At 69.0% G+C, this 25,162-nt stretch carries 30 protein-coding genes; 14 read left to right on the top strand and 16 right to left on the bottom strand.

The window, feature by feature from the left end; translation table 11 throughout:
• Nucleotides 1–46 precede the first annotated feature (46 nt).
• Together F0U44_RS06240 and F0U44_RS06235 are read left to right on the top strand one after the other, a co-directional pair.
• Nucleotides 47–811, top strand: a complete 765-nt coding sequence (locus F0U44_RS06240) for a hypothetical protein (RefSeq protein ID WP_149727326.1) — start codon at nt 47–49, stop codon at nt 809–811.
• Nucleotides 808–1,950: an acyl-CoA dehydrogenase family protein gene (locus F0U44_RS06235; protein ID WP_149727325.1), complete on the top strand. Its 1,143-nt coding sequence runs from the start codon at nt 808–810 to the stop codon at nt 1,948–1,950. Before F0U44_RS06240 ends, F0U44_RS06235 begins: the two co-directional genes overlap by 4 nt.
• A gap of 2 nt (nt 1,951–1,952) precedes the next feature.
• Here F0U44_RS06235 and F0U44_RS06230 read toward each other — a convergent pair whose 3' ends face one another.
• Nucleotides 1,953–2,636, bottom strand: coding sequence for a TetR/AcrR family transcriptional regulator (locus F0U44_RS06230; protein ID WP_149727324.1), 684 nt, complete (start codon nt 2,634–2,636; stop codon nt 1,953–1,955).
• 172 nt (nt 2,637–2,808) lie between these two features.
• Here F0U44_RS06230 and F0U44_RS06225 point away from each other — a divergent pair, with 172 nt between their 5' ends.
• Genes F0U44_RS06225 through F0U44_RS06215 form a run of 3 tightly spaced genes read left to right on the top strand, consistent with a single transcriptional unit; the run spans nt 2,809 to nt 4,980 of the window.
• Complete coding sequence (locus F0U44_RS06225; protein ID WP_149727323.1) at nt 2,809–3,552, top strand: hypothetical protein; 744 nt, start codon at nt 2,809–2,811, stop codon at nt 3,550–3,552.
• A complete protein-coding gene (locus F0U44_RS06220) occupies nt 3,549–4,274 on the top strand; it encodes a hypothetical protein (RefSeq protein ID WP_149727322.1) in 726 nt (241 codons plus the stop codon). The genes F0U44_RS06225 and F0U44_RS06220 overlap by 4 nt, the downstream gene beginning before the upstream one ends.
• Nucleotide 4,275: 1 nt before the next feature.
• Nucleotides 4,276–4,980, top strand: coding sequence for a hypothetical protein (locus F0U44_RS06215; RefSeq protein WP_149727321.1), 705 nt, complete (start codon nt 4,276–4,278; stop codon nt 4,978–4,980).
• 6 nt (nt 4,981–4,986) lie between these two features.
• Here F0U44_RS06215 and F0U44_RS06210 read toward each other — a convergent pair whose 3' ends face one another.
• From F0U44_RS06210 to F0U44_RS06165, 11 genes are all read right to left on the bottom strand, one after another.
• Entirely contained in the window at nt 4,987–5,721 is a 735-nt protein-coding gene (locus F0U44_RS06210) for a hypothetical protein (protein ID WP_149727320.1), read from the bottom strand.
• 32 nt (nt 5,722–5,753) lie between these two features.
• Nucleotides 5,754–6,362 (bottom strand): TetR/AcrR family transcriptional regulator, encoded by a 609-nt coding sequence (locus F0U44_RS06205; RefSeq protein WP_149727319.1) that lies wholly within the window; start codon nt 6,360–6,362, stop codon nt 5,754–5,756.
• 9 nt (nt 6,363–6,371) lie between these two features.
• A complete protein-coding gene (locus tag F0U44_RS06200; RefSeq protein WP_149727318.1) occupies nt 6,372–6,713 on the bottom strand; it encodes a hypothetical protein in 342 nt (113 codons plus the stop codon).
• Entirely contained in the window at nt 6,710–7,438 is a 729-nt protein-coding gene (locus F0U44_RS06195) for a hypothetical protein (RefSeq protein WP_149727317.1), read from the bottom strand. Before F0U44_RS06195 ends, F0U44_RS06200 begins: the two co-directional genes overlap by 4 nt.
• Before the next feature lie 33 nt (nt 7,439–7,471).
• On the bottom strand, nt 7,472–8,056 hold the full coding sequence (locus F0U44_RS06190) for a TetR/AcrR family transcriptional regulator (RefSeq protein WP_149727316.1): 585 nt from the start codon (nt 8,054–8,056) through the stop codon (nt 7,472–7,474).
• Nucleotides 8,057–8,103: 47 nt separating this feature from the next.
• On the bottom strand, nt 8,104–8,412 hold the full coding sequence (locus tag F0U44_RS06185) for a cytochrome C oxidase subunit IV family protein (RefSeq protein ID WP_149727315.1): 309 nt from the start codon (nt 8,410–8,412) through the stop codon (nt 8,104–8,106).
• Between the two features lie 4 nt (nt 8,413–8,416).
• Nucleotides 8,417–9,028, bottom strand: a complete 612-nt coding sequence (locus F0U44_RS06180; RefSeq protein ID WP_149727314.1) for a cytochrome c oxidase subunit 3 — start codon at nt 9,026–9,028, stop codon at nt 8,417–8,419.
• Nucleotides 9,025–9,801, bottom strand: coding sequence for a hypothetical protein (locus F0U44_RS06175; RefSeq protein ID WP_149727313.1), 777 nt, complete (start codon nt 9,799–9,801; stop codon nt 9,025–9,027). The genes F0U44_RS06180 and F0U44_RS06175 overlap by 4 nt, the downstream gene beginning before the upstream one ends.
• Before the next feature lie 123 nt (nt 9,802–9,924).
• Nucleotides 9,925–10,620, bottom strand: a complete 696-nt coding sequence (locus F0U44_RS06170; RefSeq protein ID WP_149727312.1) for a M15 family metallopeptidase — start codon at nt 10,618–10,620, stop codon at nt 9,925–9,927.
• On the bottom strand, nt 10,617–10,769 hold the full coding sequence (locus F0U44_RS22935; protein ID WP_188113340.1) for a hypothetical protein: 153 nt from the start codon (nt 10,767–10,769) through the stop codon (nt 10,617–10,619). The genes F0U44_RS06170 and F0U44_RS22935 overlap by 4 nt, the downstream gene beginning before the upstream one ends.
• Before the next feature lie 9 nt (nt 10,770–10,778).
• Complete coding sequence (locus tag F0U44_RS06165) at nt 10,779–10,991, bottom strand: hypothetical protein (protein WP_149727311.1); 213 nt, start codon at nt 10,989–10,991, stop codon at nt 10,779–10,781.
• Nucleotides 10,992–11,179: 188 nt separating this feature from the next.
• Here F0U44_RS06165 and F0U44_RS06160 point away from each other — a divergent pair, with 188 nt between their 5' ends.
• Complete coding sequence (locus F0U44_RS06160) at nt 11,180–12,280, top strand: S-(hydroxymethyl)mycothiol dehydrogenase (RefSeq protein WP_149727310.1); 1,101 nt, start codon at nt 11,180–11,182, stop codon at nt 12,278–12,280.
• On the top strand, nt 12,277–12,906 hold the full coding sequence (locus tag F0U44_RS06155; protein ID WP_149727309.1) for an MBL fold metallo-hydrolase: 630 nt from the start codon (nt 12,277–12,279) through the stop codon (nt 12,904–12,906). The genes F0U44_RS06160 and F0U44_RS06155 overlap by 4 nt, the downstream gene beginning before the upstream one ends.
• On the opposite strand, the gene F0U44_RS06150 is transcribed toward F0U44_RS06155, so the two are convergent.
• Nucleotides 12,896–15,370, bottom strand: coding sequence for a GcvT family protein (locus F0U44_RS06150; RefSeq protein ID WP_149727308.1), 2,475 nt, complete (start codon nt 15,368–15,370; stop codon nt 12,896–12,898). The two genes, F0U44_RS06155 and F0U44_RS06150, sit on opposite strands and share 11 nt — an antisense overlap.
• Nucleotides 15,363–16,265 (bottom strand): choline/ethanolamine kinase family protein, encoded by a 903-nt coding sequence (locus F0U44_RS06145; RefSeq protein ID WP_149727307.1) that lies wholly within the window; start codon nt 16,263–16,265, stop codon nt 15,363–15,365. Before F0U44_RS06145 ends, F0U44_RS06150 begins: the two co-directional genes overlap by 8 nt.
• 117 nt (nt 16,266–16,382) lie before the next feature.
• On the opposite strand from F0U44_RS06145, the gene F0U44_RS06140 reads away from it, so the two are divergent.
• The 7 genes from F0U44_RS06140 to F0U44_RS06110 are packed head-to-tail and all read left to right on the top strand — an operon-like array spanning nt 16,383 to nt 24,092.
• Nucleotides 16,383–17,954, top strand: a complete 1,572-nt coding sequence (locus F0U44_RS06140; protein WP_149727306.1) for an amino acid permease — start codon at nt 16,383–16,385, stop codon at nt 17,952–17,954.
• Between the two features lie 24 nt (nt 17,955–17,978).
• Nucleotides 17,979–18,734 carry a FadR/GntR family transcriptional regulator gene (locus F0U44_RS06135; RefSeq protein WP_149727305.1) on the top strand — a complete coding sequence of 252 codons (756 nt, stop codon included), beginning with the start codon at nt 17,979–17,981 and terminating at the stop codon, nt 18,732–18,734.
• Between the two features lie 22 nt (nt 18,735–18,756).
• Nucleotides 18,757–20,121, top strand: coding sequence for a glutamine synthetase family protein (locus F0U44_RS06130; RefSeq protein WP_149727304.1), 1,365 nt, complete (start codon nt 18,757–18,759; stop codon nt 20,119–20,121).
• Nucleotides 20,122–20,126: 5 nt separating this feature from the next.
• On the top strand, nt 20,127–21,494 hold the full coding sequence (locus tag F0U44_RS06125; protein WP_246160319.1) for an aldehyde dehydrogenase family protein: 1,368 nt from the start codon (nt 20,127–20,129) through the stop codon (nt 21,492–21,494).
• Between the two features lie 12 nt (nt 21,495–21,506).
• Entirely contained in the window at nt 21,507–22,274 is a 768-nt protein-coding gene (locus F0U44_RS06120; RefSeq protein ID WP_149727303.1) for a 3-oxoacyl-ACP reductase, read from the top strand.
• Between the two features lie 10 nt (nt 22,275–22,284).
• Nucleotides 22,285–22,992, top strand: coding sequence for a gamma-glutamyl-gamma-aminobutyrate hydrolase family protein (locus tag F0U44_RS06115; protein WP_149727302.1), 708 nt, complete (start codon nt 22,285–22,287; stop codon nt 22,990–22,992).
• A 32-nt stretch (nt 22,993–23,024) separates the two neighbouring features.
• Nucleotides 23,025–24,092 (top strand): NAD(P)H-dependent amine dehydrogenase family protein, encoded by a 1,068-nt coding sequence (locus F0U44_RS06110; protein WP_149727301.1) that lies wholly within the window; start codon nt 23,025–23,027, stop codon nt 24,090–24,092.
• Here the strand turns inward: F0U44_RS06110 and F0U44_RS06105 are convergent.
• Both F0U44_RS06105 and F0U44_RS06100 read right to left on the bottom strand, forming a co-directional pair.
• Complete coding sequence (locus tag F0U44_RS06105) at nt 24,058–24,849, bottom strand: SGNH/GDSL hydrolase family protein (protein ID WP_149727300.1); 792 nt, start codon at nt 24,847–24,849, stop codon at nt 24,058–24,060. The two genes, F0U44_RS06110 and F0U44_RS06105, sit on opposite strands and share 35 nt — an antisense overlap.
• Entirely contained in the window at nt 24,846–25,127 is a 282-nt protein-coding gene (locus tag F0U44_RS06100; RefSeq protein WP_149727299.1) for a hypothetical protein, read from the bottom strand. Before F0U44_RS06100 ends, F0U44_RS06105 begins: the two co-directional genes overlap by 4 nt.
• Between the last annotated feature and the right edge of the window lie 35 nt (nt 25,128–25,162).

Raw genomic sequence — 25,162 nt, 5'->3', positions numbered from 1 at the left:
GTGTCGCCGGATTCCATCGCGCATCACCGAGCACACGAGGACAGTCATGGCACCTACACAGTTCGTCCACCATCGGGTTCAGCTGGGACTCTGGGCCTGCGGCATCGGCTTCGGCGTGCTGTTCTTCGTGGGGCTTGCCCCGCTGTCGGGCTTCATCCCGCCGCCGTCGCCGGAGCTGACCGGCGCCGAGCTCATGGCCAAGTACGGCGACCACCTCAACCTCGTGAAGATGGGCATCGTCGTCGGCCTGCTCGGCAGCACGCTGCTGATCCCGTGGTCGACGCTGGTGGCCATCCAGATCGCGCGGATGGAGGAGGGCCGCCGGTTTCCGGTGTGGTCGATCCTCTCGCTGGTCGCCGGCTGCGTGAACGCGGTCGCCTTCATCCTGCCGTTCATCTTCTGGGCAGGCGCCTACTACCGCGCCGACCGGTCGCCCGAGCTGGTCCAGCTGATCAGCGACATGACGTGGATCGAGTTCCTGCTCTTCTTCCCGGCCTTCAGCATGCAGCTGATCTGTCTCGGCGCGGCCGGGCTGTCGCAGCAGCGCGGGCCCCAGGTCTTCCCGCGCTGGTTCTACTACCTCAACCTCTGGATGGCCGTCGTCGGATCGACGGGCATCTTGGCGATCTTCTTCTTCTCCGGCCCCTTCGCTTGGAACGGAGCGATCGGGTTTTACCTGCCGGTGGGTTCCTACGTGCCGTTCCTGCTCGTCACCTGGTGGCAGTTCTACCGGGCGATCAAGGCGGAGAAGCTGTACTACGAAGGGTTGGAGCAGGAGTCGGACCCGAAGGACGAACTGGCGCTGGTGTGACCAGCGACGACGCCGCCCTGCGGGATGCCGTGGGGCGGCTCGCCCGTTCCTTCGGGCCGGACTACTTCCAGGCCCAGGTCGACAGCGGGGGCAACGCCGCCGAACTGTGGGCGGCGCTCGGCGAGGGCGGCTTCCTCGGTGTCCACCTGCCCGAGCAGTACGGCGGCGGGGGCGCCGGACTCCGGGAGATCGCGATCGTGGTCGAGGAGACGGCCCTGGCAGGCGTCCCGGCCCTGTCGATCCTCTTCTCGCCGGGCGTCACCGGCACGATCCTCGACCGGAGCGCATCGGAGGAGCAGAAGGCGCGATGGCTCCCGGCCATCGCCTCTGGCCGGGAGCGGTGGTCCTTCGCGATCACCGAGCCGGACGCGGGATCCAACGCGCACCGGATCGCGACCGCGGCGACCCGCGACGGCGACTCCTACGTCCTCCGGGGTCAGAAGGTCTACATCACCGGGGTCGAGTCCGCCTCGAAGATCATGGTCGTCGCCCGCACTGGCACCGACGAGCACACCGGCCGCGGGCGGCTGTCGGTGTTCGTCGTGGATGCCGATGCGGCGGGCCTGACGAAGACCCGGATCCCCACGGTGATGAACCAGCCTGAGTTGAGCTGGCAGCTCCACTTCGACGACGTCCGGGTGCCCGTCTCCGACCGAGTCGGCGAGGAGGGCCGCGGTCTCGCGGTCGCGTTCACGGGGATGAACACCGAGCGGATCCTGACGAGCTCGATCTGCACCGGCATTGGGCGCTACGCCTTGGCCAAGGCCGTGGACTACGCCCAGGCGCGACAGGTGTGGGACGTCCCGATCGGGGCGCACCAGGCCGTCGCTCATCCGTTGGCCTCGGCGCACCTCCACCTGACGGCGGCCATCGAGATGACCGACAAGGCCTGCCGGCTCTACGACGCGGGCAACGAGGTCGGCGAGCTCGCCAACATCGCCAAGTACCTCGGCGCGGAGTCCGGTCTGCAGGCGCTCGACGCCGCCATCGGAATCCACGGTGGCAACGGGGTGTCGAAGGAGTACCAGCTGGCGACGTACTTCTGGATCGTCCGGATGCTCAACATGGGGCCGGTCTCCAAGGAGATGATCCTCAACTTCGTCGCCGAGCACAGCCTGGGTCTGCCGCGTTCGTACTGAGGTCAGGGACGCTGCGTCGATCGGCTTGCAGGAGCGGGGCGGTGCGCCACTCCGCGCAGCAGCATCTGCGTGAGCTCCTCGATCTCGCGAGCGCGACCCGGTCGGGGCTGTCCGGCCGGGAAGATCCAGTCGTCGAAGAGCACGACGGACAGGATCGACCCGAGGGCGACAGCGACGGTGACGGGGGAGTCCAGCGTCCCCCAGCCGCGGGCGGCAGCGTGCTTCTCCAGGAGCGAGCGGATGAGGGTGAGGAGCGCCCCGAGCTGCTCGACGACCCGGTTCGCGACCTCGACCAAAGCGTCGTCCCCGCCTGCGGCGCGCGCCGACATCAGCGTGCGCAGCACTTCCTGGTGCTCCACCGTGAGCTTGTAGAAGCCCTCGACGAACGTCCGGGTCATCTCGTACTCGTCGGCCGACTCGAGCGGATCCTCCTCCCATGAGGCCGCCCAGGCGTTCGCGAACTCGGTGAACGGGGTGAGGAGCGAGATCTCGAAGATCTCCGCCTTGGAGCCGAAGTGCCGAAAGATCACGGGCTCGGCGACCTGCGCCCGCTCGGCGATCTGTCGCGTCCTGGTCGCCTGGTAGCCCTGGGAGGTGAAGAGGTCGTGCGCGGCCCTCAGAACGAGCGCCCGCACCTCGTCAGGGCTCCGTCTGGTTCGGCGGGCGGCTGCTCCGCTCGTGCTCATCGGCCACCCTCTCGGTCTCGTTGCTGGTCACCTTACGGCTGCACCCGCAACCTCAGAGAAATATTTAGAGCCTTAGTGTTCCAAAAACATGGATCGGCATCTAAGTTAGTACCACTTACTTGCATCGGGCCAGCGTTGCCGCGCTCCGGTCCCTGAATCGTGGAGTACTGAAATGGCACAGAAGATCGGCATCGATTCCGGCCTGATGAAGGCCGCCGTCTGGTCGGGCATCGTCCTGATCGTCGCGATGGTCATCGCCCAGGGCGCACTGATGCACTTCATCCCGCCGCCCTCGCCCGACCTGTCGGCGAAGGAGCTCGCGGACCGATTCATCGAGCGCAAGGGCGAGATCCGCCTCGGCTGCCTCATCCAGTGCATGGCCTGGTCGTTCTGGGCGACCTGGTCGATGGCGATCACGGTCCTGATTCGCAGGGCGGAGGGGTCCTTCCCGATCCTCACCTACTGCTCGATCGCTCTCAACGGCGGTGGTTACGTCTTCTTCATCCTGATCCCGATGACCTGGGCGGTCATCGCGTTCCGGCCCGAGACGCTCGACCCCGAGCTCATGCAGATCATGAACGACTGGGTCTGGTTCGACTTCCTCTTCACCTGGCCGCCGTTCGCGGTCTTCATGATCATCATCGGCGTCGCGATCCTGAAGGACCGGGGCATTCCGACGATCTACCCCCGCTGGGTCGCCTACCTCAACTTCTGGTGCGCGATCCTCATCTTCCCGGCCGGCCTGATCGCCTTCTTCCACCGCGGTCTGTTCGCCTACGACGGCGTGGGCGCGTTCTGGATGCCGTTCTTCATCTTCTTCGGCTGGATGGTCACGATGTCGGTGACGACGCTCCAGTCGATCAACCGCCTGAAGGCGGCGCAGGTCGACGCTGCCGATGAGGTGCTGGTCGGGTGACCGTCCAGAAGGCCGCCGTCTGGAGCGGCCCCGCCTTCCTGGTGCTCTACCTGGTCGCCTTCATGGGCATCGCCGAGTTCGTGCCGCCACCGTCCCCAGCGCTGTCGGCCCACGAGGTGGCCACGCTCTTCGACGAGAACCGCTTCGCGATCCGGGTGGGCATGGTGCTCTCCCTGGTGTTCAGCACACTGCTCTTCCCGTTCTTCGCGGTCATCTCTGCGCACATCGCGCGCATCGAACGTGAAGCTCGCATCGAGCGAGGCCTCCCGATCCTCGCGCTGATCCAGTTCGGGGGAGCCACGCTGCTCGTCGTCTACTTCCAGCTGTGCAGCATGCTCTGGATCGTCGCGACGTTCCGTGAGGAGCTGAGCGAGGAGAGCGTGCAGATGCTCTTCGACTTCGGGTGGCTCACCTTCGTGATGGTCTTCCCGGCGTACGTGTTCCAGCTCGGCTGCGTCGCGATCGCGTCGTTCCTCGACCGTTCGAAGGACCCGGTGTGGCCGCGCTGGGCCGGCTACCTCAACCTGTGGATCGCGCTGTCCGGCGCCGGTGGCGGCTTGGCCGTGTTCTTCAAGACCGGGCCGTTCGCCTGGAACGGAGCGGTGGGCTTCTTCCTCCCGGTGACGGCCTTCGTGGCCTGGCTCTTCGTCATGGCCCACCTGATGCTCCGGCATGCCGCGCGCAGCGAGGCTGACGAGCGCTCTCTCGTGAAGGCGGTGTGAGGTGGAAGCTCGCGTCCAGCGGGTCCTGATCTGGTCGGGCCCCTTGATGATGGCGATGTGGATCGGGGCGTTCCTGATCATCGCGGGGTTCCTCCCGCCGTCCGACCCGCAGGCGAGTGCGCAGGCGATCGCGGACATGTACACCGACAACCCGACGGCGATCAGGCTCGGTCTGGTCATCTCGATGTTCGGCTCCGCCCTGCTGGTGCCGTTCGGGGTCGCGGTGTCCGGCCAGCTCAAGCGGATCAACGGCGCTAAAGCGCTCGGTGACGTCCAGATGGTCTCGTGCGCGCTGTTGTCGCTGGAGTTCATCACGCCGATCGGGGTGTGGATGGGGGCCGCCTACCGGGCCGACGACCGACCGGTCGACATGACGCGAGCGATCCACGACGTCGGCTGGATCCTGTTCATGACGGTCATCTGGTCCCTGTGGGTCCAGTTGGTGGCGATCGGTGCGGGCGTGCTGCTGGACCGCTCCGAGGCCCCCGTCCTGCCGCGTTGGTACGGCTACCTCTCGCTCTGGGAGTCGTTCCTGATCCTTCCTGCGGGACTCGTCCTGTTCTTCAAGGACGGAGCATTCGCGTGGAACGGGATCATAGGGATCTGGGTGCCGCTGGTCACCTACGCGGTGTGGATCCTCGCGTCGACCTACTGCGTGCACCAGAGGCTGACCCGCCAGATCGCCGAGGGCACCGAGCCGGCTTGAGCGGCCTCAGGCGAGGTCGTCGGCGTCCACCGCGCGGAGCAGCATCACGAAGTTCGGCAGGAACCAGACGAGGAACGCGGTCACCGGCACCCACCACACGAACACGCCGTTCCACGCGAACGGGCCGGTCTTGAAGAAGACGATGAAGCTGGCCGGGGTGAACATCAGCGAGAGCCAGAGGTTCGTGTAGCCGAGCCAGCGCGGGAAGATCGGCTGCTCGCGGCGGTCCATCAGGATCACGACCCCGAAGATCGCCAGCTGGATGACGAAGGTGCAGATCACGCCGAGGAAGAAGAACCAGCTCAGGTCGAAGAGGGCGCGCGTCACGTCGGGGTGCGCCTCCGGCCGGTACGTCGACACCAGCATGAAAACGTAGGGGATGACGAACTCGATCGTGGCCATCGTCGCCAGGGCCAGCTGCGTGTAGGCCAGGATCGGCCGGCTGCCCTCGATCCGCTTCATCTGGATCGTGAAGGCCGTCATGAACGGCATCAGCAGGCCGCAGGAGGCCAGGCAGATCACGATGCCGATCCGGATCGCGTCGCGGTCGCGCCCGATCATCGCCGCGACCTCGGCTGCGGACTGGTTCGGAGACGGCGGCGGGAAGAAGCCGGCGATCAGGAAGCCGATGACGAACAGCAGGCCCATCACGGGGCCGCACCAGATGCACGCCTTCTGGATGAAGCGGGACGTGGTGGCGTGCGCGGCATCCACGCCGCCGGGGGCGATCAGGGTCGTCATACACTAGAGAGTAATCACTCTCTAGTGTGACGTCAACGGTCCCGGTGGAGCGTGGCTCCCACGAGCATGCGGATCAGCTCGGCGCGAAGCCGCTCGCCCCGTTGCTCGGGCGGGAAGAGCGTGTCCTCGAGGAGGGTGGTCGCCACGACGGACGCGGTCGCGATCCGGATCGCGACAGGTACGTCGAAGTCGAGGTCGTAGCGCTCGGCGATGGCCCGGCCGACCGACTCCAGGTGGTCGAGGGAGGCCTGGGTGTGCGCGGCCGCCGCCTGGTTCCAGTCGAGGGCGGCGATCAGTGCGCGGTTGGCCGAGACGAGGTCGTGCAGCTCGGTCACGAACTGCTCGAGCACCTCGGAGGGGTGGCCGACGGGCGCCTCGGTCGCCATCCAACGCTCGGTGAAGGTGTCGAGGAAGTCCGTGAAGGGCCGGAGCACGGCTTCGTCGTACAGGTGCTCCTTGGACTCGTAGATCCGGAACATCGTCGTCTCGCGCACCTCGGCGCGCTCGGCGATCTCGCGGGTCGTGGTCGCGGCGAACCCCTTCTCGGCGAAGAGCTCGGCCGCTGCGCCCAGGATCAGCTCGCGGACCTCGGCCGAGCTGCGGCGGGGGCGGCGCGGGGTGGCGGGTACGGCGCTCGTCACGCCGTCACCCTACGGCGCCGCCGTCCACCCGAGCGCCGCGGCGCTGCCCGCCGTGATGCCGCCGATGATCGTCGCCTGGGTCGGGATCGATCGCCGGCGGGTCTCGTCCGCCACGGTGGCGAGATCGATCAGGTCGACCGCGCGATTGAGCTGCACCATCCGCGGTCCGCCGTCGAGCAGCAGGCCGAGGCCGAGCAGGATGTTGCGCGACGCCATCAGGCGCGTGAGCTCGGCTCCGACGGTGTGCGTCGCGAAGTCGAGGCCGAACAGGCGGCCGGCGAGGCGTGGCGCGAGGACGGCAACGGTGCCCAGAGTCAGCCGGTGCACGGCGAGGCCGGTACGGGCGTTCATGCAGCGACCTCGGTGCGCTCGGCGGGAACGGCGGTCGTCGAGGGTGCGGGCGGCAGCTGCCGGTAGACCCAGGTCATCGCGATGCCGCAGGTCAGTGAGGCGATGCCGACCGCGGCGTACTCCCAGCGCTGGAAGTAGGGACCGAAGAAGAATGTCGAGGCGGTGAAGTAGCAGACGGTCATCATCAGGAAGCCGGCGCACATTGTCGCGTTGAACCCGCGACGGTCGCCTCGGCGCAGCATCATCGCGATGGCGAGGCACGGATAGCTGAGGACCGTGAGGGCGAAGATGTCGAGGTAGATGGGGTCCTGCATCGACTGCTGGAGCCACAGCCAGGCGACGTACATCGCGGCGAGGCACAGGAAGAACCCGGCCCGGAACTGGGTGACGGTCAGCCCGGCGGCGAGCTCGCGGTGGCCCAGGCGCAGGGTCTGGCTCATGTAGTAGATCTCGAAGGCGACCGTGACGATGATCAGCGCCCAGAACAGCTGGGGGAACCAGTGGTCGTACTGGTTGAACCAGCGGTCGTAGTGCAAGACGTAGGACGAGTCGTGGGCGAACCAGAAGAAGGTCAAGAACAGCGGGATCGCGTAGACCTTGTCCCGCTTCTGGGCCGCGATCGCGCCGGCGAACCAGATGTAGTTCCCGATCATGGCGAGCGTGGCCAGGGTGAAGACCGGCACCATGTTGTCGTCGAGCGCGTCGAAGACGGCGTGGGGATCCATCGGGCTCCTCAAATCTTAGAGAGTATCTACTCTCTAAGAGTAGGCGCCCTTGGCCCCGGGCACAAGCACTGAGGGCAGGGCGAAGGTCCGCAGGTGGCGCCGGCGGGTCTCCGGGTCGGCGGCCTCCTGCAGCAGGGCGAAGGTGAGGACTCCCTGGAGCCAGCGACTCGTATCTTCGATCGTCACTCCCGGGCGGAGCCGGCTGTCCGCGAGTGCGCGCTCCAGGAGCGGGCGGAGGCTGGCCTTGATGAGCTCCTCGACAGGGTGCGACTGCCCGAAGATCTCGCGCACCCGGTCCTCGGGAAGAGCGGCCATCAGATCGGCGAGCTCGCCGTGGGCGGCCGTCATCTCGACCGCGCGGCACAAGAAGGCGAGCAGGGCCTCGTCGAGATCGTCGGGGTCCTCGGCCGTGGCGGCGTCGAGCCGCTCCTGCAGCTCCTCGCAGCACTGGACGATCGCCAGCTCGATGAGGTGGTCGCGCCCGGTGACGGTGTTGTAGACCGTCTGGCGTACGACGCCGGCGGCCTTGGCCACGTCGGACATCGTCGCCCGGGCCACTCCGTAGCGGGCGAACACCTCCCGGGCCGCGCGCGCCAGGCTGGCAGCGGGTTCGTCCATGGGCCGAAGGCTAGTCCGGCCGGCGCGCAGGTCGGCGCTGGTGGTGCTCACCCGGCGAGGAAGAAGCCGACGGTCAGCGCGCAAACGATCAGGCACCACGCCTCGATCAGCGCGCGCAAGGGGAGCGGGGCGTCCTTGAGCTCCATGAAGTAGAGCCCGACGAACCGCACCTTCACGAAGGCGAGGAGCAGTACGACGACGCTGGCTGCCGTGGTGTTGTCGACGAACGCATGGTCGGTCCCGAGGGCCCACGAGGTCACGGTGGCGACGACGAGGAAGATCCACACCGCTGTGGCGGAGGTCCGCAGCAGGTCAGCCGGCGTGCGGGACGAGGCGAGAGAGGTCAAAGAGGTCATCGGGTCACCGCACCAGGAAGATCAGGGGGAAGAGGACGAGCCACAGCAGGTCGACCATGTGCCAGAAGCACGCGCCGCCCTCGAAGAAGATGAACTGCCCGCGGGACATCTCCGGCTTGCTCGCGAAGCGGATGAGCACCGTCAACATCGCGAGACCGAGCACCAGGTGGAAGGCGTGCAGCCCGGTCAGCACGAAGTAGTACATGAAGAAGTCGCTGGTCTGCGGCGTGATGCCGTGGTGGACCTTCTCGGCGTACTCGAGGGCCTTGATGCCCAGGAAGCCGGCGCCGCACAGCCAGGCTCCGGCAAGGAGTCGGGGTGCGTGACGCTTCAGGGCAGGGGAGTGGACCGCGCGGGTCGCGAGGACCACGAGGAGCGAGCTGACCAGCAGCAGGACCGTGTTGATCGCGCCGAAGTTCTGGTTGAGCTCGGCCTGGTCGTGGGCGAAGCCGGCCGGGTCGGCCATCCGAGCGCTGAGGTAGACGCAGAAGAAGACGGCGAAGACGCACATGTCGCCGAAGATGAAGATCCAGGTGCCTTCTTCGCCGGGGATCCGGCGCTTCTTCCCCGGCGCGGTGGCGGGGGAAGCGGGGGCGTCGATCACGTCGCTCGTCACAGCAGCACGGCTTCGAGCTCGGCGGCGGTCTCCGCTTCGGTCGCCGCTTGCTTGTCGGCGACCTGGCCGCGCAGGGCGCGGAAGACCAACCAGCTCTGGATGGTGATCCAGACGCCGAACAGCGACAGCGGCGACCAGAAGACCAGGAGGCCGTTCCACGACAGCGGTCCGGTCTTCGGGATGAACGCGAACGCGCCCGCCTCGAACATCACGGTGATCCACAGCGACAGGTAGCCCCACCAGCGCGGGAACGGGTTGTGCTTGACCAGCTGGGTGGCCGGGCGGAGGGCAAGGACGGTCACGCCGACCCACATGAAGATGTAGTACTGGTCGGTCGTCGTCAGGGTGAGCAGGCCGAGCTCGTGCATCATCGCGGTGATCTCGTCGCCGCGGTCGGCGTTGAAGGCTGCGACTCCCCAGAAGATGGGCGGCAGGGCGAGGAAGAGCGACATCATCGCGCCGCTCACCAAGGAGAGCGCGCTCCAGATCTTGGCGCCCCCGGTCTCGACGCGCGCCATCTGCATCGTGACCACGGCGAGGATCGGCATCATGAAGGCGCTGGTCCACCCGCAGATGACCGAGCCCCAGCGGATCCGGGTGCCGTGCTCCTGGTAGAACGCCGCGACCTGCTCGGGAGACCACTCGGCGCTCGGCGGCGGCACCATGTCGAACAGGAAGATCAGGCAGACGCCGTAGATCACGGCGAGTCCGATCCCCCACCACAGGATCAGCCGCTGGCTCCGCTCCGAGAACAGGGTCTTCGTGTTGCTCATGTCTGCCTTCCGAAATCGCGTCGCAGCCTTGCGACAAGTGGTGCGGGCAACGCTACGCCGCGATACGACACTTGTACATAGGTTGTCGCGATGTCGTATCTCAAAAAGATGCGAGAGGCGGTCTCAGCCCGGAGCGACGACCCGCTCGAGCTCGAAGTGCATGGGGTCGGTGTAGCCCCAGTCGCCACCCCAGGCGAAGCCCCACCGCTTGAAGACGGCGACGACCGCCCGGGACATCTGCCCGACGGTGCCGCGCTGGTTGCCGGGCACGTTGAGGTCGAGCGCCAGGCCGAAGGCGTGGTTGGACAGCCGCCGGGTGCCGGCGATGTAGCGCGGGTAGTAGCAGCCGGCGTACTCGTCGGGGTGTATCTCGCCGGCCAGGCCGGTGGCCTGGATCTCCGCGAGTGCGGCCCGCAACTGCGGCACCATCGCGCGGTTGCAGGTGACCGTGCCGAGGATCGGCACCGTGGCGGTGACGATGTGCGCCTGCACCCACGCCGGGTCCGGCGTCACGCGACCGCCGCCGGTCGGGGTGAAGCGGTAGGCGCCCACCGCGTCGCTGAAGGAGCCGACCGGGCGGACGTTCTGCGCGGCGCCCAGGTCGATCCCCGTCGCGGCGACGATGTCCTCGACCCGGTCGCGCAGCGAACCCAGTCGGTCAGAGCCTGCGGTCGACCGGTCGTCGCTTCGCCGTGCCCCGTTGGCCGCCTTGGTGGGGTCCTCCTCCGGTTGCGTGGCCCGCGTCCCGGAGCACGCCGTACAGGCGATGGCCGCGGCTGCGGCGACGGCGACCCGGGCGAGACGGAGGCCGCGACTCATTCGGAGGAGTCGGACGACACCGTCGTCCAGGTGACGCGTATGCCGTCGACGCCCGGCAGCGAGCAGGCGATGGTGCCGCCGGCACTCCGGATCTTCGCGAGCAGCGTGGCGAGGCCGGAGGCCGGGACGGTTGCGGTGTGCCAGGTCATGACCGCTCCTCAGCTCGCTGCCAGCAGGCGGTCGGCCTCGGCGCGCAGCGCGTCGGCGGCGTTGCGGTGGCCGTGGACGGTGGCCGGCTGCGGCATCCAGTACGGCGTCGCGGCGGCCTCGTTGGCGGCGAGCTCCTCCTGGCGGCGGGCCAGGTCGAGCAGGCGGAGCCGGAGCTGGGCGGTCATCGCCATGGTGCCGCTGGGTTCGATGGTGGTGTTCATGGTGACTCGCCTTCCTCGTTCTGGGAGCTGGAGCGATGCCTCCAGTGAAGGACTCGGGGCTACGGGTCCGACACGGGAGGACTACGCATTTCGATACCTAGATGCAGCCGACCGGCCCCTCAGTTCCCGCCTCGGGTGACCGGGTTCCTGGCAGGCTGGCCACCGGTCCCCAGGAGAAGGAGTCAGCCGTGCAACAGGTGAAGGCAGTGGTCGCTCGAGCGAAGGGCGCGCCGGTCGAGGTCGTGACGATCAACGTCCCGGATCCCGGCCCGGGTGAGGCGGTCGTGAAGGTCCTGACCTGCGGGGTCTGCCACACCGACCTGCACTACCGGGAGGGCGGCATCAACGACGACTTCCCGTTCCTGCTGGGACACGAGGCCTCGGGCATCGTCGAGGCCGTCGGCCCCGACGTGACAGGGGTGGCGCCGGGCGACTTCGTCGTCCTCAACTGGCGTGCGGTCTGCGGTGAGTGCCGCGCCTGCAAGCGCGGCGACCTGCACTACTGCTTCAACACCCACAACGCGACGCAGAAGATGACGCTCGAGGACGGCACCGAGCTGTCGCCGGCGCTGGGGATCGGCGCGTTCGCGGAGAAGACCCTGGTCGCGGCCGGTCAGTGCACGAAGGTCGACGCGGCGGCTCGGCCGGCGGCCGTCGGCCTGCTGGGCTGCGGCGTGATGGCCGGCATCGGCGCCGCGATCAACACCGGCGCGGTGACCCGGGGCAAGAGCATCGCGGTCATCGGCTGCGGCGGCGTCGGCGTGGCCGCCATCGCGGGCGCCGCGCTTGCCGGAGCCAGCCCGATCATCGCCGTCGACATCGACGCGAAAAAGCTCGAGGCGGCGCGGAAGATGGGCGCCACGCACACCGTCGACTCGTCCCAGTCCGACCCGGTCGAGGAGATCAAGCGGATCTGCGCCGAGACCTACGCGGGCGCCGACGGCGCCGACGTCGTCATCGAGGCAGTCGGTCGACCGGAGACCTGGAAGCAGGGCTTCTACGCCCGCGACCTGGCCGGCGTGCTGGTGCTGGTCGGCGTACCGACGCCGGACATGAAGGTGCCCGACCTCCCGCTGATCGACCTGTTCGGCCGCGGCGGAGCGCTCAAGTCCAGTTGGTACGGCGACTGCCTCCCCACCCGCGACTTCCCCCTGCTCGTCGACCTCTACCTGCAGGGTCGCCTCGACCTCGACGCCTTCGTCTCGGAGGAGATCGGGATCGGCGACATCGAGGCTGCCTTCGAGCGGATGCACCACGGCGACGTACTCCGCTCGGTGGTGGTCCTGTGACCCTGCGGGTCGACCACGCTGTCAGCAGCGGCACCTTCAGCCTCGACGGCGAGACCTTCGACGTCGACAACAACATCTGGGTGGTCGGCGACGACACCGAGTGCGTGGTGATCGATGCACCGCACTCGGTCGCGGACATCCTCGCCGTCGTCGGTGACCGCAAGGTGCGCGCGATCGTGCTCACGCACGCCCACGACGACCACTGCCGGGTCGCGCCCGCGCTGCGCGAGGCCACCTCCGCGCCGATCCTGCTGCACCCCGCCGACCGGCCGCTTTGGGAGCTGGCCCATGGCGGCCCGGACGACGTGTCGGCGTACCTCTGGGACGTGGACCTGTCCGACGGCATGGAGATCAACGTCGCCGGCACGACGCTGCACGTGCTGCACACGCCTGGTCACGCGCCCGGAGCGGTGTGCCTCTCCGCGCCCGACCTCGGCTGCGTCTTCACCGGCGACACGCTTTTCCACGGCGGGCCGGGAGCGACGGGTCGCTCCTTCAGCGACCGGCCCACGCTCGAGGCGTCGATCCGGGCGCAGCTCTTCGAGCTGCCCGCGGGCACGGTGGTGCACACCGGCCACGGCGAGGACACCACGATCGGTGCGGAGGCGCAGCGGCTCAGGCCTTGATGCGCAGACCGTCCGGATCGACGACCGGCCGCAGTGACACCGAGACGGGGAGCAGGTCGGCGCCGACCGCGACCTCGTAGGTCCCGGACCGGACCCACTCGGCATCGATCGGGCGGCCGATCGGGTCCCAGAGGTAGGCGAGACCGACGGCCGCGCCGACGGTGGCTCCCCAGGACGCCGAGGTCACCTGACCGGCGGGCACCCCGTCCCGCAGCACCAGCTCGCCGCCCCAGAGCATCGCGTCGGAGTCGCCCACGGTGAACGAGACGAGCTTGCGCCGAGGCCCCGCTGCCCGAGCCTTCTCCACCGCATCGCGGCCGAGGAACGGGATGTCCGTCCTCAGCTTGCAGGCGAAGAGCAGGCCGGCGTCGACCGGTGTGTAGTCGGGCGTGAGCTCGCGGCCGAACGCGCGGTATCCCTTCTCGAGCCGCAGTGACTCGATCGCGTAGTAGCCGCCGCCAGCGACGCCGAGGTCCGCGCCTGCGGCCATCAGGTCCTCGTGCACGCCGACCGCGAACTCGGTCGGCACGGAGAGCTCCCAGCCGAGCTCGCCGACGTAGGTGATCCGGGTCGCGCGCACGGTGGCGTGACCAAGATCGATCTCGCGGCTCGTGCCGAACGGGAAGGCCGTGCCGGACAGGTCGGCGCCGGTCAGCCGCGACAACAGGTCGCGCGAGCGCGGCCCCATCACCCCGAGCACGGCGTACGACGACGTCACGTCGACCACCGCGACCGCGCTGCCGTCCGGGAGGTTGCGTCGCAGGTGGTCCTGGTCGCGCTCGGTCGTGGCGGCGCTGCTGACGACGAGGTACTCGTCGGGCGCGAGGCGGGTGACCGTGACGTCGGACTCGTAGGTGCCCCGCGCGTTGAGCAGCCCCGTGTAGACGGTTCGCCCCGGTCGCACCGCAACGTTGCCCGTGCAGAGCCACTGGAGCGCGCGCTCGGCGTCGGGTCCCACCACGAGGTACTTCGAGAACGACGTCTGGTCGAAGACCGTGACGTTGCTGCGGGTGTTGGCGTGCTCGGCCGCGACCCACGGCAGCCAGTCGGGCTTCGCCCACGTGTAGGTGATCGCGGGTGAGGAGCCGGGCGGGGCGAAGAAGTTCGGCCGCTCCCAGCCCATCCTGCTGCCGAAGCTCGCGTTGGAGGCCTCGTGCACGTGGTGGAGCGGCGAGCGTCGGAACGGGCGCGCCGTCCGCATCTCGCGGTTGGGCCAGGAGATCTCGTAGTGCAGGCCGAGCACCTCGCCCACCCGGTCACGCAGCCAGCGGTTGTTGCCGTTGAACCGGGCGAAGCGTCGGATGTCGACGGCGGTGAGGTCCGAGGTCGGCTCGCCCGCGACGATCCATTCGGCGAGTGCCTTCCCCGCGCCGCCGGCCGACGCAATGCCCACCGAGTTGAAGCCGGCGCCGACGTAGAAGTTTCGGGTGCCCGGCGCGAGTCCGAGGATGAACTGGTTGTCGGGGGTGAAGCTCTCCGGCCCGTTGTAGAACTTGCGGATCCCGGTCTCGCGCAGCGCGGGGATCCGGAGCAGCGCGCTCTCCATCAGCACCGAGAAGTGCTCCCAGTCCTCGTCGAGCAACTGGAACTCGAAGGGGTAGGGGATCTGGTCGGGCGACACCCACGGCTTCGCCTCCGGCTCGAACCCGCCGACGACCAGCCCGCCGACCTCCTCCTTGAAGTAGGTGTAGCCGTCGGGGTCGCGCAGGATCGGCAGGTCGGGACTCACGCCCGCGAACGGCTCGGTCACGACGTAGAAGTGCTCCGCGGAGTGCAGCGGCACGGTCACCCCGGCCATGGCACCGACCTGCTTGGCCCACTGGCCCGCGCAGTTGACGACCACGTCGGCCTCGACGTCGCCGGCGTCGGTGCGCACCCGGGTCGCCGACCCGGTCGCGTCGAGGAGCACGTCGAGCACGCGGACCTTCTCGACGATCCGGGCTCCGCGCTGTCGAGCTCCCTTCGCCAGCGCTTGGGTCAGGTCGGTCGGGTTGGCCGTGGCGTCGCCCGGCAGCCAGATCCCACCGACCAGGTCGTCGACTTGCATGACCGGGTAGCGCTCGCGTGCCTCGTCGGGGGTGAGCAGGGTGCACTCGAGCCCGTAGGCGTCGGCGCTCGCCGCCGTGCGTCGGAGCTGGGTCATCCGGTCCTCGGTGCGGGCGACGGTGACCCCGCCGCACCGCTTGTAGCCCGTGGACAGCCCGACCTCGGCCTCGAGCTCGGCGTAGAGCCGGGTCGAGTACTGCACCAGCCGGGTGCCGCTCTCCGACGCGCGGAGCTGGCCGACCAGCCCGGCGGCGTGCCAGGTCGTGCCCGAGGAGAGGCGGCCCTGCTCGATGAGGAGCACGTCGGTCCAGCCGAGCTTCGTGAGGTGGTAGGCGACGCTCGTCCCGATGACGCCCCCGCCGATGATCACGACCTGGGCGCGGGCGGGGAGGTGCGGGTCAGTCGTCGCTTCAGGCATCGCCGGCCGCCTCGTCGAGGAGCCGGTCGAAGTCGGGGCCGTCGAACTCGGCCACCGCGCGGTCGTACTTCTCCATCGCCCACCCCCAGAAGTCGAAGTCGAAGGTGCTCACCGAGTCCTGGATCGATCCCCACAGGGTCCATCCGTACTTGGCCATCAGACCCCACAGTCGGGCGCGGGCGACGCGGTGCCGGTGCACCGCGCCGTCGTAGGCCGCCATCAGCTCCTCCAGCTGGTCGAGGGTCAGCCCGGCCTCGCTCCAGAGGTTGCCGAGCTCGAAGGTCGCCTCGTTGTTGCCGGAGTACTCGTAGTCGATCAGCCAGATCTTCGCCCCGTCGTCGATGAGGTTGCCGGCCAGCAGGTCGTTGTTGCACGGCACCGTCGGCTCCGCGCGCACCGCGAACGCCCGCCGGATCCGCTCCACCTGCGGTGCGAAGTCGAGGTAGCGGTGGGGGAGCCGGAAGCCGCGCTCGGTGACGATCGAGAGGTACGTCGGCTGGAGGGTGAACATGTCGAAGTCACCCTCGAACCGCGGACCGCCGTGCAGCTGCCGGACCGCTGCGGCCACCCGGCCAAGATGGTCGCCCGAGCGCAGGTCGTCGTCGGTGAAGGTGCGCCCGTCGACGTACTCCACGACCATCAGGCCGGCGTCGGGGAGGTAGTCGATCACCCCTGCGCCGACCCCGGCGGTCGCCGCGGCCACCGAGTTGTGGTGCTCGTGGTCGCGGTCGATGGCCAGCAGCTCGCTCCCCGGCTGTGCCACGCGTACGACGCACGTGCCACCGGGGTGGGTCACCTTGAGGTTGACGTTGGTCAGCCCGCCGGTGAGCTCCTCGACCTCGTAGGTCGTCGCGCGCAGCCACGCGATCTGGTCGACGATGTCGCGCCACGTCACGTGTGCAGCCTCCCGCGGATGTCGGCTTTAAAGGTCTAAGGTCATGCCATTGACAGCATTGTGTGGCCCACACCACACTGACGCCACCCCCGGCTCCGGTGAAATGAGGCAGATGTCATGAGCACCACGGATGACCCGAAGATGGACGCCGACGCCCAGCGTCTGGCCGAGATGGGCTACAGCCAGGACCTGTCCCGCAGCTGGTCCGGCTTCTCGAACTTCGCGATCTCCTTCTCGATCATCTCGATCCTGGCGGGCTGCTTCACGAACTTCGGTGTCGCTTGGTACGCCGGCGGGCCGGTGTCGATCTCCTGGTCCTGGCCGCTGGTCAGCATCTTCATCCTGATCATCGGCTTCACGATGTCGGAGCTGGTGTCGGCCTACCCGACGTCGGGCGGCATCTACTGGTGGGCGTCCAAGCTCGGTGGTCCGAAGGCGGGCTTCTACACCGGCTGGCTCAACCTGGTCGGTCTGGTCGCGGTGACCGCCGGTGTCTCCTATGGGTGTGCGACCTTCATCGACCTGACGATCAGCACCTTCTCGGACTCCTACGCGGCCGACTACTCGCTCACCCGGGTCTTCATCATCTTCGTCGTGGTGCTCGGCATCGCGGCTGTGCTCAACATCTTCAGCGGTCACCTGATGGCGATCATGAACAACGTGTCGGTGTGGTGGCACGTGGCAGGTGCTGCCGCGATCGTCCTGATCCTGCTGTTCGTGCCCGACACGCACCAGAGCTTCAGTTACGTCTTCACCGAGCGGATCAACGCAACCGGGCACGGAACGTCCAACTCGGGCCTGCTCTTCTTCTTCGTCGTGATCCCGATGGGCTTCTTGCTCACGCAGTACACGATCACCGGGTTCGACGCCTGCGCTCACCTGAGCGAGGAGACCAAGGGCGCGTCGATGGGGGCGGCCAAGGGGATCTGGCAGTCGATCCTCTACTCGGCGGTCGGTGGCTACATCCTGCTGCTGTGCGTCGTCTTCGCCGTGCCGAACGGCCCCGACGGCAACCCAGACAACACGCTGGGGTCGGGCGGTGTCGCGCCGATCTTCAACGCGGCGCTCGGCGCAAACTGGGCGGGCACGGTCCTGCTCATCTCGGCCGCAGGCCAGCTGTTCTGCGCGGTGTCGTGCATGACGTCGTCCTCCCGGATGACCTACGCGTTCAGCCGGGACGGTGCCGTGCCCGGTTCGAAGCACTGGTCGCAGCTCTCGGCGGCGCGGGTTCCGGCCAAGGCGGTCATGCTGGTCGCCGTGGTGGCTGCGCTGCTCACGCTCCCGGCTCTCATCGAAGTCGACATCGCCGGCGTGGCCTACCCGATCGCCTTCTTCGCGGTCACCTCGATCGCGGTCCTCGGCCTCTACCTCTCCTTCGCCATCCCGATCTACCTGCGTTGGAAGCACGGGGAGAACTTCGAGGTCGGCGAGTGGAACAACGGCTCGAAGTACAAGTGGATGAACCCGGTCGCTGTCGCTGAGATCATCGTCGTGTCGCTCTTCCTGATGCTGCCGAACGTGTCGGCGGGCAACCCGTTCAGCGACGACTTCAGCTGGAAGTCGGTGAACTACTCGCCGATCGTCCTGATCGCCGTGCTGGTCGGGATCACGGTCTGGTGGGAGGTGTCGGCCAAGAACTGGTTCAAGGGCCCGATCCGGACGATCGACGCTCCTGCTGAGACTCCCTAGTAGCGCCTCGGCACACTGACTGCCATGAATCCCTCCCCGACCTCCGCGCGCAACCTCAGGTCGGCCCACGATCTCGGTGACGTCGTCCTGCGACCCGTGCGGGGCCACCACGCGTTCGAGGGCTGCGTCGAGCAGCTCGCGACCGCCATCCGGCTCGGTGTCTTCGCGTCCGGGTCGGCACTGCCGCCCGAGCGCGAGCTCGCCGAACGGATGGGGGTCTCGCGGGCGACGCTGCGCGAGGCCATCGCCGGCCTGCGGGCCGCAGGGATGGTTCGCACCACACGGGGTCGCGGCGGCGGGACGGTGGTGTCCTACGAGCCGACGGCGCCGGCGCGCGGAGGCACGCCGGGGATCGCGGAGCGCAAGGGCGAGCTGCTCGACTCACTGGTCTACCGGCGCGTGGTCGAGCCGGGTGCCTGCTACGTGGCCGCGTCGCGCACCCTGTCGGCCAGCGAGCGGATGCTGCTGACGACCAGCCTGCAGGAGGTTGACCGCGCCGAGGACGCCGCGACGCACCGTCAGGCCGACTCACGCCTCCACCTGGCGATCGCGAGCGTCACCGGTTCGCCGATGACGATCGAGGCGGTCACCGAGGTGCAGGGCTGCCTGCACGACATGTTGCAGGCGATCCCGGTGCTCGAGGTCAACATCGAGCACTCGAGTCGCCAGCACCGCTCGATCGTCGAGGCGATCCTGGGCGGCGACGCGACGAAGGCCCGCCGGGCGATGGAGCAGCACTGCGACGACACGGCCGCGCTGCTGCGCGGTCTGCTCGGTTGAGCATCCACCAGAGAGGGATGGCATGACCCGGAACGACAGGCACCGTACGCTCCATCAGCTCACCGCTGCGATCGACGCCGGAGAGGTCGACACCGTCGTCGTCGCCTTCACCGACATGCAGGGGCGGCTGCAGGGCAAGCGACTGCACGCGCGCTACTTCCTCGACGTGGTGGTCGGCCACGGCACCGAGGGCTGCAACTACCTCCTCGGCGTCGACATCGACATGAACACGGTGGCCGGCTACGCGATCACCTCCTGGGACAGGGGGTACGGCGACATGGAGTTCGTCCTCGACCTCGACACCATCCGGCTGCTCACCCACCTGCCCGCGACCGCGATGGTGCAGTGCGATCTGGTGTGGCCCGACCACGCGCCAGTGGTGCAGTCGCCGCGCGCCGTACTCAAGGCCCAGACCGCGCGGGCCGCGGAGCTGGGCTACGCGGCGCTGTCCGGCACCGAGCTGGAGTTCATCCTCTTCGAGGACACCTATGAGGCGGCCCGCGACGCCCGCTACCAGGGCCTGACGCCGTCGAACCAGTACAACGTCGACTACTCGATTCTCGGCACCACCCGCGTCGAGCCGTTGCTGCGCGACATCCGCAACACGATGTACGCCGCCGGGCTCAATGTCGAAGGCGCCAAGGGCGAGTGCAACTTCGGCCAGCACGAGATCGGTTTCCTCTACGACGACGTGCTCGTCACGGCCGACAACCATTCCGTCTACAAGACGGTGGCCAAGGAGATCGCCGCCCACCACGGCAAGTCGCTCACCTTCATGGCGAAGTTCAACGAGCGCGAGGGCAACTCCTGCCACGTCCACCTGTCGTTGCGCGGTCAGGACGGCAGGATCGTCTTCTGGGACGACGCGACGGGGACGCGCTCCGAGCTCTACGACCAGTTCGTCGCCGGCGTGCTCGCGACGATGCCGGACTTCACGCTTCTCTACGCACCCAACGTGAACTCCTACAAGCGATTCGCGGCTGGCTCCTTCGCCCCGACCACGATCGCCTGGGGCGAGGACAACCGCACCTGCGCAGTCCGGCTGGTCGGCCACGGCGCTGGGGCTCGGATGGAGAACCGGGTGCCGGGCGGCGACGTCAACCCCTACCTCGCGCTGGCCGCCATGCTGGCCGGCGGGCTCCACGGCATCGAGAAGGGGCTCGCGCTCGAGCCGCCGCTCGAGGGCAACGCCTACACCTCCGGCCGGCCCCAGGTGCCGGCCACCCTCCTGGAGGCGCGCAACGCCTTCCACGACTCGGCGATCGCCCGCGCCGCGCTCGGCGACGCGGTGGTCGACCACTACACGAACATGGCCGACGTCGAGCTGGCTGCCTTCGGTGCAGCCGTCACCGACTGGGAGCTCGTTCGCAGCTTCGAGAGGATGTAGGGGCGTTGGTCCTGGTCAACAGCTACACCGTCATCAACCCGGCCACGGCGAGCGTCGTGACCGAGGTCGGCCTGGCCACGGTCGAGGAGACCGACGCCGCCATCGAGCGTGCCCACGACGCGTTCGTGGCGTGGCGCGACGTCGCGCCCGGTGAGCGGGCCCGGCTGCTGCGGTCCTTCGCCGCGGTCGTCGACGAGCACGTCGAGGAGCTGGCGCGGCTGGAGGTGAAGAACTCCGGCCACACCATCGGCAACGCGCGGTGGGAGGCGGGCAACGTCTGTGACGTCCTGAACTACTACTCCGCGGCGCCGGAGCGGCTGTTCGGCCGGCAGATCCCGGTGCCGGGCGGCGTCGACATCACCTTCCGTGAACCGCTGGGCGTCGTCGGCGTCATCGTCCCCTGGAACTTCCCGATGCCCATCGCGGGCTGGGGCTTCGCGCCGGCGCTGGCCGCAGGCAACACCGTCGTGCTGAAGCCCGCCGAGCTGACTCCGCTGACCGCGATCCGCCTGGGCGAGCTGGCCATCGAGGCCGGGCTCCCCGAGGGGGTGCTGACCGTGATCCCCGGCAAGGGGTCGGTCGTCGGCGAGCGGTTCGTGACGCACCCGCTGGTGCGCAAGGTCTGCTTCACCGGGTCCACCGAGGTCGGCAAGCGGATCATGGCCGGCTGCGCCGACCAGGTGAAGAAGGTGACCCTGGAGCTCGGCGGCAAGAGCGCCAACATCGTCTTCGCCGACGCCGACGTCGCGAAGGCAGCGGCCACGGCGCCGTACGCCGTCTTCGACAACGCCGGCCAGGACTGCTGCGCTCGCTCGCGGATCCTCGTGCAGCGCGCGGTCTACGACGAGTTCCTCGGCGGGCTCGAGACCGCCGTGCGCGGCGTGAAGGTCATCGACCCCGGTGACGAGGCCAGCGAGATGGGGCCGCTCGTCTCCGCCGGGCAGCGGGACGCGGTGGCGCGCTACCTCGAGGGGGTCGAGCCGGCGTTCACCGGGCCGGTGCCGGAGTCCGACGGGTTCTGGCTGCCGCCGACCGTTGTGCTCACCGACGACACCCAGGCGCCGATCTGGCGCGAGGAGGTCTTCGGCCCGGTCGTGGCGGTCATGCCCTTCGACGACGAGGCCGACGCGATCCGGCTCGCCAACGATACCGAGTACGGCCTGTCCGGCTCGATCTTCACCCGCGACGTCGGCCGTGCGCTGCGCGTCGCGCGGGCGGTCGAGGCGGGCAACCTCAGCGTCAACTCGCACTCGTCGGTGCGCTACTGGACGCCGTTCGGTGGCTACAAGCAGTCCGGTCTCGGCCGGGAGCTCGGTCCGGACGCACCTGATGCGTTCACCGAGGAGAAGAACGTCTTCATCGCTCAGGACTGAGGGGGAATCACCATGGCAGGACGTCTGGACGGCAAGGTCGCCGTCATCACCGGAGGATGCTCCGGCATCGGGCTCGCGACCGTACGGCGCTTCCTCGAGGAGGGCGCGAAGGTCGTCATCGGCGACGTCGATGATGCTCGCGGCGCCGCGCTGGTCGACGAGCTCGGCGTGACCTACGCCCATGTCGACGTGACCAGCAAGGAGGAGGTCGACGCGCTCTTCAAGACCGCCAAGGACACCTACGGCTCGGTCGACATCGCGTTCAACAACGCCGGCATCTCGCCGCCCGACGACGACTCGATCCTCGACACCGAGCTCGACGCGTGGCGCCGGGTGCAGGAGGTCAACCTGACCTCGGTCTACCTGTGCTGCAAGGCAGCGCTGCCCTACATGTTGGAGCAGGGCAAGGGATCGATCATCAACACGGCGTCCTTCGTCGCGATCATGGGCGCGGCCACGTCGCAGATCTCCTACTCCGCCTCCAAGGGTGGCGTGCTCTCGATGAGCCGGGAGCTCGGCGTGCAGTTCGCGCGGGAGGGCGTCCGGGTCAACGCGCTCTGCCCGGGGCCGGTCAACACGCCCCTGCTGCAGGAGCTCTTCGCCAAGGACGAGGAGCGCGCCGCGCGCCGGCTCGTGCACGTCCCGATGGGCCGGTTCGGTGAGCCTGAGGAGATGGCCAACGCGGTGCTCTTCCTCGCGTCGGACGAGTCGTCCTTCATCACCGCGTCGACGTTCCTGGTCGATGGCGGCATCTCGGGCGCCTACGTCACCCCGCTGTGAGGGGGCGCGCGTGACCCGTCCGCTCATCGGTCTCACCACCTACCGCGAGCAGGCGCGTTGGGGGGTGTGGGACCAGCCTGCCGACCTGCTGCCCACGGCGTATGCCCGGGCGGTCGAGGACGCTGGCGGCGTGCCGGTGCTGCTGCCGCCGACGACGCCGTACGACGAAGCGGCGACCGCCGCCGTCGCCCGGCTCGACGGCCTGCTGATCAGCGGCGGCGCCGACGTCGGACCGCAGCAGTACGGCGACGATCCGCACGAGCGCACCGTGAGCTGGCGCGAGGACCGGGACGCCTGGGAGCTCGCGTTGCTCGATGCTGCGGACGCGGCGGGCTTGCCGGTCCTCGGGGTGTGCCGCGGGATGCAGGTCATGGCGGTCCACGCCGGAGGCCGGTTGGACCAGCACGTGCCCGACCTGGTCGGGCACGACCGGCACAACCCGCAGCCCGGGGTGTTCGGTGCGACCGAGGTGGCGACGGCCGAGGGAAGCCGGCTCGCCGCATTGGTCGGTCCGTCGCTCACTGTGCAGTGCCACCACCACCAGTCGGTCCGTGACCACCCGGGATTCACGGCGGTCGCCTGGTCCGGCGATGGCCTGCTCGAGGCGATGGAGGCGGACGGCGAGCGGCTCTGCGTCGCGGTCCAGTGGCACCCCGAGATGGCAGCCGACGCCGGCCTGTTCCGTGCGTTGGTGGAGGCGGCCACGGCAACCGGGTGACGGCCACCTAGAACCTGTTCTAGCCTCGGCGGATGACCGAGAGCCAACGTCCGCCGTACCGCGTCGTCCAGTGGGCCACCGGAGGTGTCGGCAAGGCGGCCATCGAGGGCGTCCTCGCGCACCCGGAGCTCGAGCTGGTCGGTTGCTGGGTCCACTCGGCCGACAAGGCGGGGCGCGACGTCGGCGAGCTCATCGGCACGGATCCCATCGGCGTGACCGCGACCGACGACAAGGACGCGATCCTCGCCCTCGACGCCGACTGTGTGCTCTACGCCCCGCTCCTCCCCGACCCGGCCGAGGTCGAGGCGCTGCTGCGGTCGGGCAAGAACGTCGTCACGCCGGTCGGTTGGTTCTACCCGATGCCGGGCGAGGACCGGATGTCACGCGCGGCCGAGGAGGCGGGCGTGACGCTGCACGGGACCGGCATCGATCCTGGCGGGATCACCGAGCTGGTGCCGCTCGTCCTGTCGTCGCTGACGGCGAAGGTGACGCACGTGCGGGTCGAGGAGTTCAGCGACATCCGCACCTACAACGCCCCCGACGTGGTGCGCCACATCATGCTCTTCGGCGGCACGCCCGAGGCCGCGATGAGCGGTCCGATGATCGGGCTGCTGACCGGCGGCTTCACCCAGTCGATCCGGATGCTGCTCGACGGCCTGGGCTTCCCGGCGGCCGAGGTGCGCACCGACCAGGCGGTCGCCGTCGCGACCGAACCGCTCGACACGCCGATCGGGATCATCGAGCCGGGCCAGGTCGCTGCCCAGCGCTTCGCGTGGGAGGCCGTCATCGACGGGGAGGTGGTCGCCCGGCTCGCGGTCAACTGGCTGATGGGGGAGGAGCACCTCGACCCGGCGTGGGAGTTCGGGGCCGAGGGTGAGCGCTACGAGGTCGAGATCACCGGCGACCCGAGCACGTTCACGACGATCCGCGGCTTCCAGCCGCCGACCCCGGAGGAGGGGTGGATCCGCAACCCGGGCATCGTCGCCACAGCCAACCACGTGGTGAGCTCGGTGCCCTACGTCTGCGAGGCCCGGCCGGGCCACCTGAGCTACCTCGATCTGCCGCTCATTGCAGGACGGGCGCACCCGCGGTTCCGCTGAAGAGGCGGCGCGCAGCGCCGCGGCCGGCGGACCGTGCGACGTCCCCGGCGCGGCGGCCGAGCCACGGCGCGACCTCGGCGACGAGCGTGTGCGCGTGCTCGCGCAGGGTCTCGCGGGTGCCGGTGCACGCCAGCGACGGCAGCGGGAAGGTCAGTCCTTCGGCGCCGAGGAGCTCGCCGATCCGACGGGCCAGCCAACGGTGGCCCTGCTCGGAGGGGTGCAGCCGGTCGAAGGCCCAGAAGTCGCGGTCGTAGACCGCCGGCTCGGCGCCGAGGTCGACCTGGAGGGTGCCGTACTCCTCGTGGACCTCGTCGTAGATCGCGTTGAGTGCGTCGATCCGGCGGCGCAGCGGGTTGGCCAACGGGCGGGGGATGCCGAGCACCCGGGTGTGGTCGTGGAAGCGGACCGTCACGATCAGCGCGCCGGAGCGGGCCAGCTCGCGCGCGCAGTGGAGCAGGTCGGCGCGCACCTGCTCGGGGTCCCACGACGACCGCAGCACGTCGTTGACACCGACGATCAGGGACGCCACCACGGGGCGGTGGTCCAGGGCGTCGTCGAGCTGCTGCCGTCGTACGTCGTCGACGACCGCGCCCGGCACGGCGAGCTTGCAGAAGGAGACGTGGTGCTCCTCACCGATCGCGTCGGCGAGGATCTGCGCCCACCCGCGCCAGCCCTCGGGCGTCGGGTCACCAACACCGCAGGAGGCCGAGTCGCCGAGGGCGACGAACCGGACGTAGTCGGCAGCCGCGCCGCTCATGACGCCACACCGATCACGGAGACCATCGACCCGGTCACGAGCTTGCCGCGCAGCGGGTGGGCGTCGCGCGTCGGCGCCACGGTGAACCAGCCGTCCCAGTAGCCCGAGTCGGGGCCGCGCCGGTTGCCGTGCTCGAACCGCACGTAGCCGACCTGCCCGTCCGGGTCGACCACGCAGGTGCCGTCGGTCAGGGGGCGCCCGAACGCGTCGCGCAGGAAGTGTGCGTTCAGTGCCTCGATCTGGCCGGTGTGGCCGATCTGGGTCGTCTGGGTGCTCATCGCTGACCTCGCCCTTCTGTCGGGAGCCGGTGGGG

It is taken from the genome of Nocardioides humilatus, assembly GCF_008373755.1.
Classification (GTDB): Bacteria; Actinomycetota; Actinomycetes; order Propionibacteriales; family Nocardioidaceae; genus Nocardioides; species Nocardioides humilatus.
The sequence above is the reverse complement of the archived record's forward strand: the minus strand, read 5'-3'. Positions and strand labels throughout refer to the sequence as shown.

Coding starts and splice junctions, on each gene's coding strand:
- F0U44_RS06240 (WP_149727326.1), top strand. CDS start 47: ATGGCACCTACACAGTTCGTCCACCATCGGGTTCAGCTGGGACTCTGG.
- F0U44_RS06230 (WP_149727324.1), bottom strand. CDS start 2,636: ATGAGCACGAGCGGAGCAGCCGCCCGCCGAACCAGACGGAGCCCTGAC.
- F0U44_RS06225 (WP_149727323.1), top strand. CDS start 2,809: ATGGCACAGAAGATCGGCATCGATTCCGGCCTGATGAAGGCCGCCGTC.
- F0U44_RS06210 (WP_149727320.1), bottom strand. CDS start 5,721: ATGACGACCCTGATCGCCCCCGGCGGCGTGGATGCCGCGCACGCCACC.
- F0U44_RS06200 (WP_149727318.1), bottom strand. CDS start 6,713: ATGAACGCCCGTACCGGCCTCGCCGTGCACCGGCTGACTCTGGGCACC.
- F0U44_RS06195 (WP_149727317.1), bottom strand. CDS start 7,438: ATGGATCCCCACGCCGTCTTCGACGCGCTCGACGACAACATGGTGCCG.
- F0U44_RS06190 (WP_149727316.1), bottom strand. CDS start 8,056: ATGGACGAACCCGCTGCCAGCCTGGCGCGCGCGGCCCGGGAGGTGTTC.
- F0U44_RS06185 (WP_149727315.1), bottom strand. CDS start 8,412: ATGACCTCTTTGACCTCTCTCGCCTCGTCCCGCACGCCGGCTGACCTG.
- F0U44_RS06175 (WP_149727313.1), bottom strand. CDS start 9,801: ATGAGCAACACGAAGACCCTGTTCTCGGAGCGGAGCCAGCGGCTGATC.
- F0U44_RS06170 (WP_149727312.1), bottom strand. CDS start 10,620: ATGAGTCGCGGCCTCCGTCTCGCCCGGGTCGCCGTCGCCGCAGCCGCG.
- F0U44_RS22935 (WP_188113340.1), bottom strand. CDS start 10,769: ATGACCTGGCACACCGCAACCGTCCCGGCCTCCGGCCTCGCCACGCTG.
- F0U44_RS06165 (WP_149727311.1), bottom strand. CDS start 10,991: ATGAACACCACCATCGAACCCAGCGGCACCATGGCGATGACCGCCCAG.
- F0U44_RS06150 (WP_149727308.1), bottom strand. CDS start 15,370: ATGCCTGAAGCGACGACTGACCCGCACCTCCCCGCCCGCGCCCAGGTC.
- F0U44_RS06140 (WP_149727306.1), top strand. CDS start 16,383: ATGAGCACCACGGATGACCCGAAGATGGACGCCGACGCCCAGCGTCTG.
- F0U44_RS06135 (WP_149727305.1), top strand. CDS start 17,979: ATGAATCCCTCCCCGACCTCCGCGCGCAACCTCAGGTCGGCCCACGAT.
- F0U44_RS06130 (WP_149727304.1), top strand. CDS start 18,757: ATGACCCGGAACGACAGGCACCGTACGCTCCATCAGCTCACCGCTGCG.
- F0U44_RS06120 (WP_149727303.1), top strand. CDS start 21,507: ATGGCAGGACGTCTGGACGGCAAGGTCGCCGTCATCACCGGAGGATGC.
- F0U44_RS06110 (WP_149727301.1), top strand. CDS start 23,025: ATGACCGAGAGCCAACGTCCGCCGTACCGCGTCGTCCAGTGGGCCACC.
- F0U44_RS06105 (WP_149727300.1), bottom strand. CDS start 24,849: ATGAGCGGCGCGGCTGCCGACTACGTCCGGTTCGTCGCCCTCGGCGAC.
- F0U44_RS06100 (WP_149727299.1), bottom strand. CDS start 25,127: ATGAGCACCCAGACGACCCAGATCGGCCACACCGGCCAGATCGAGGCA.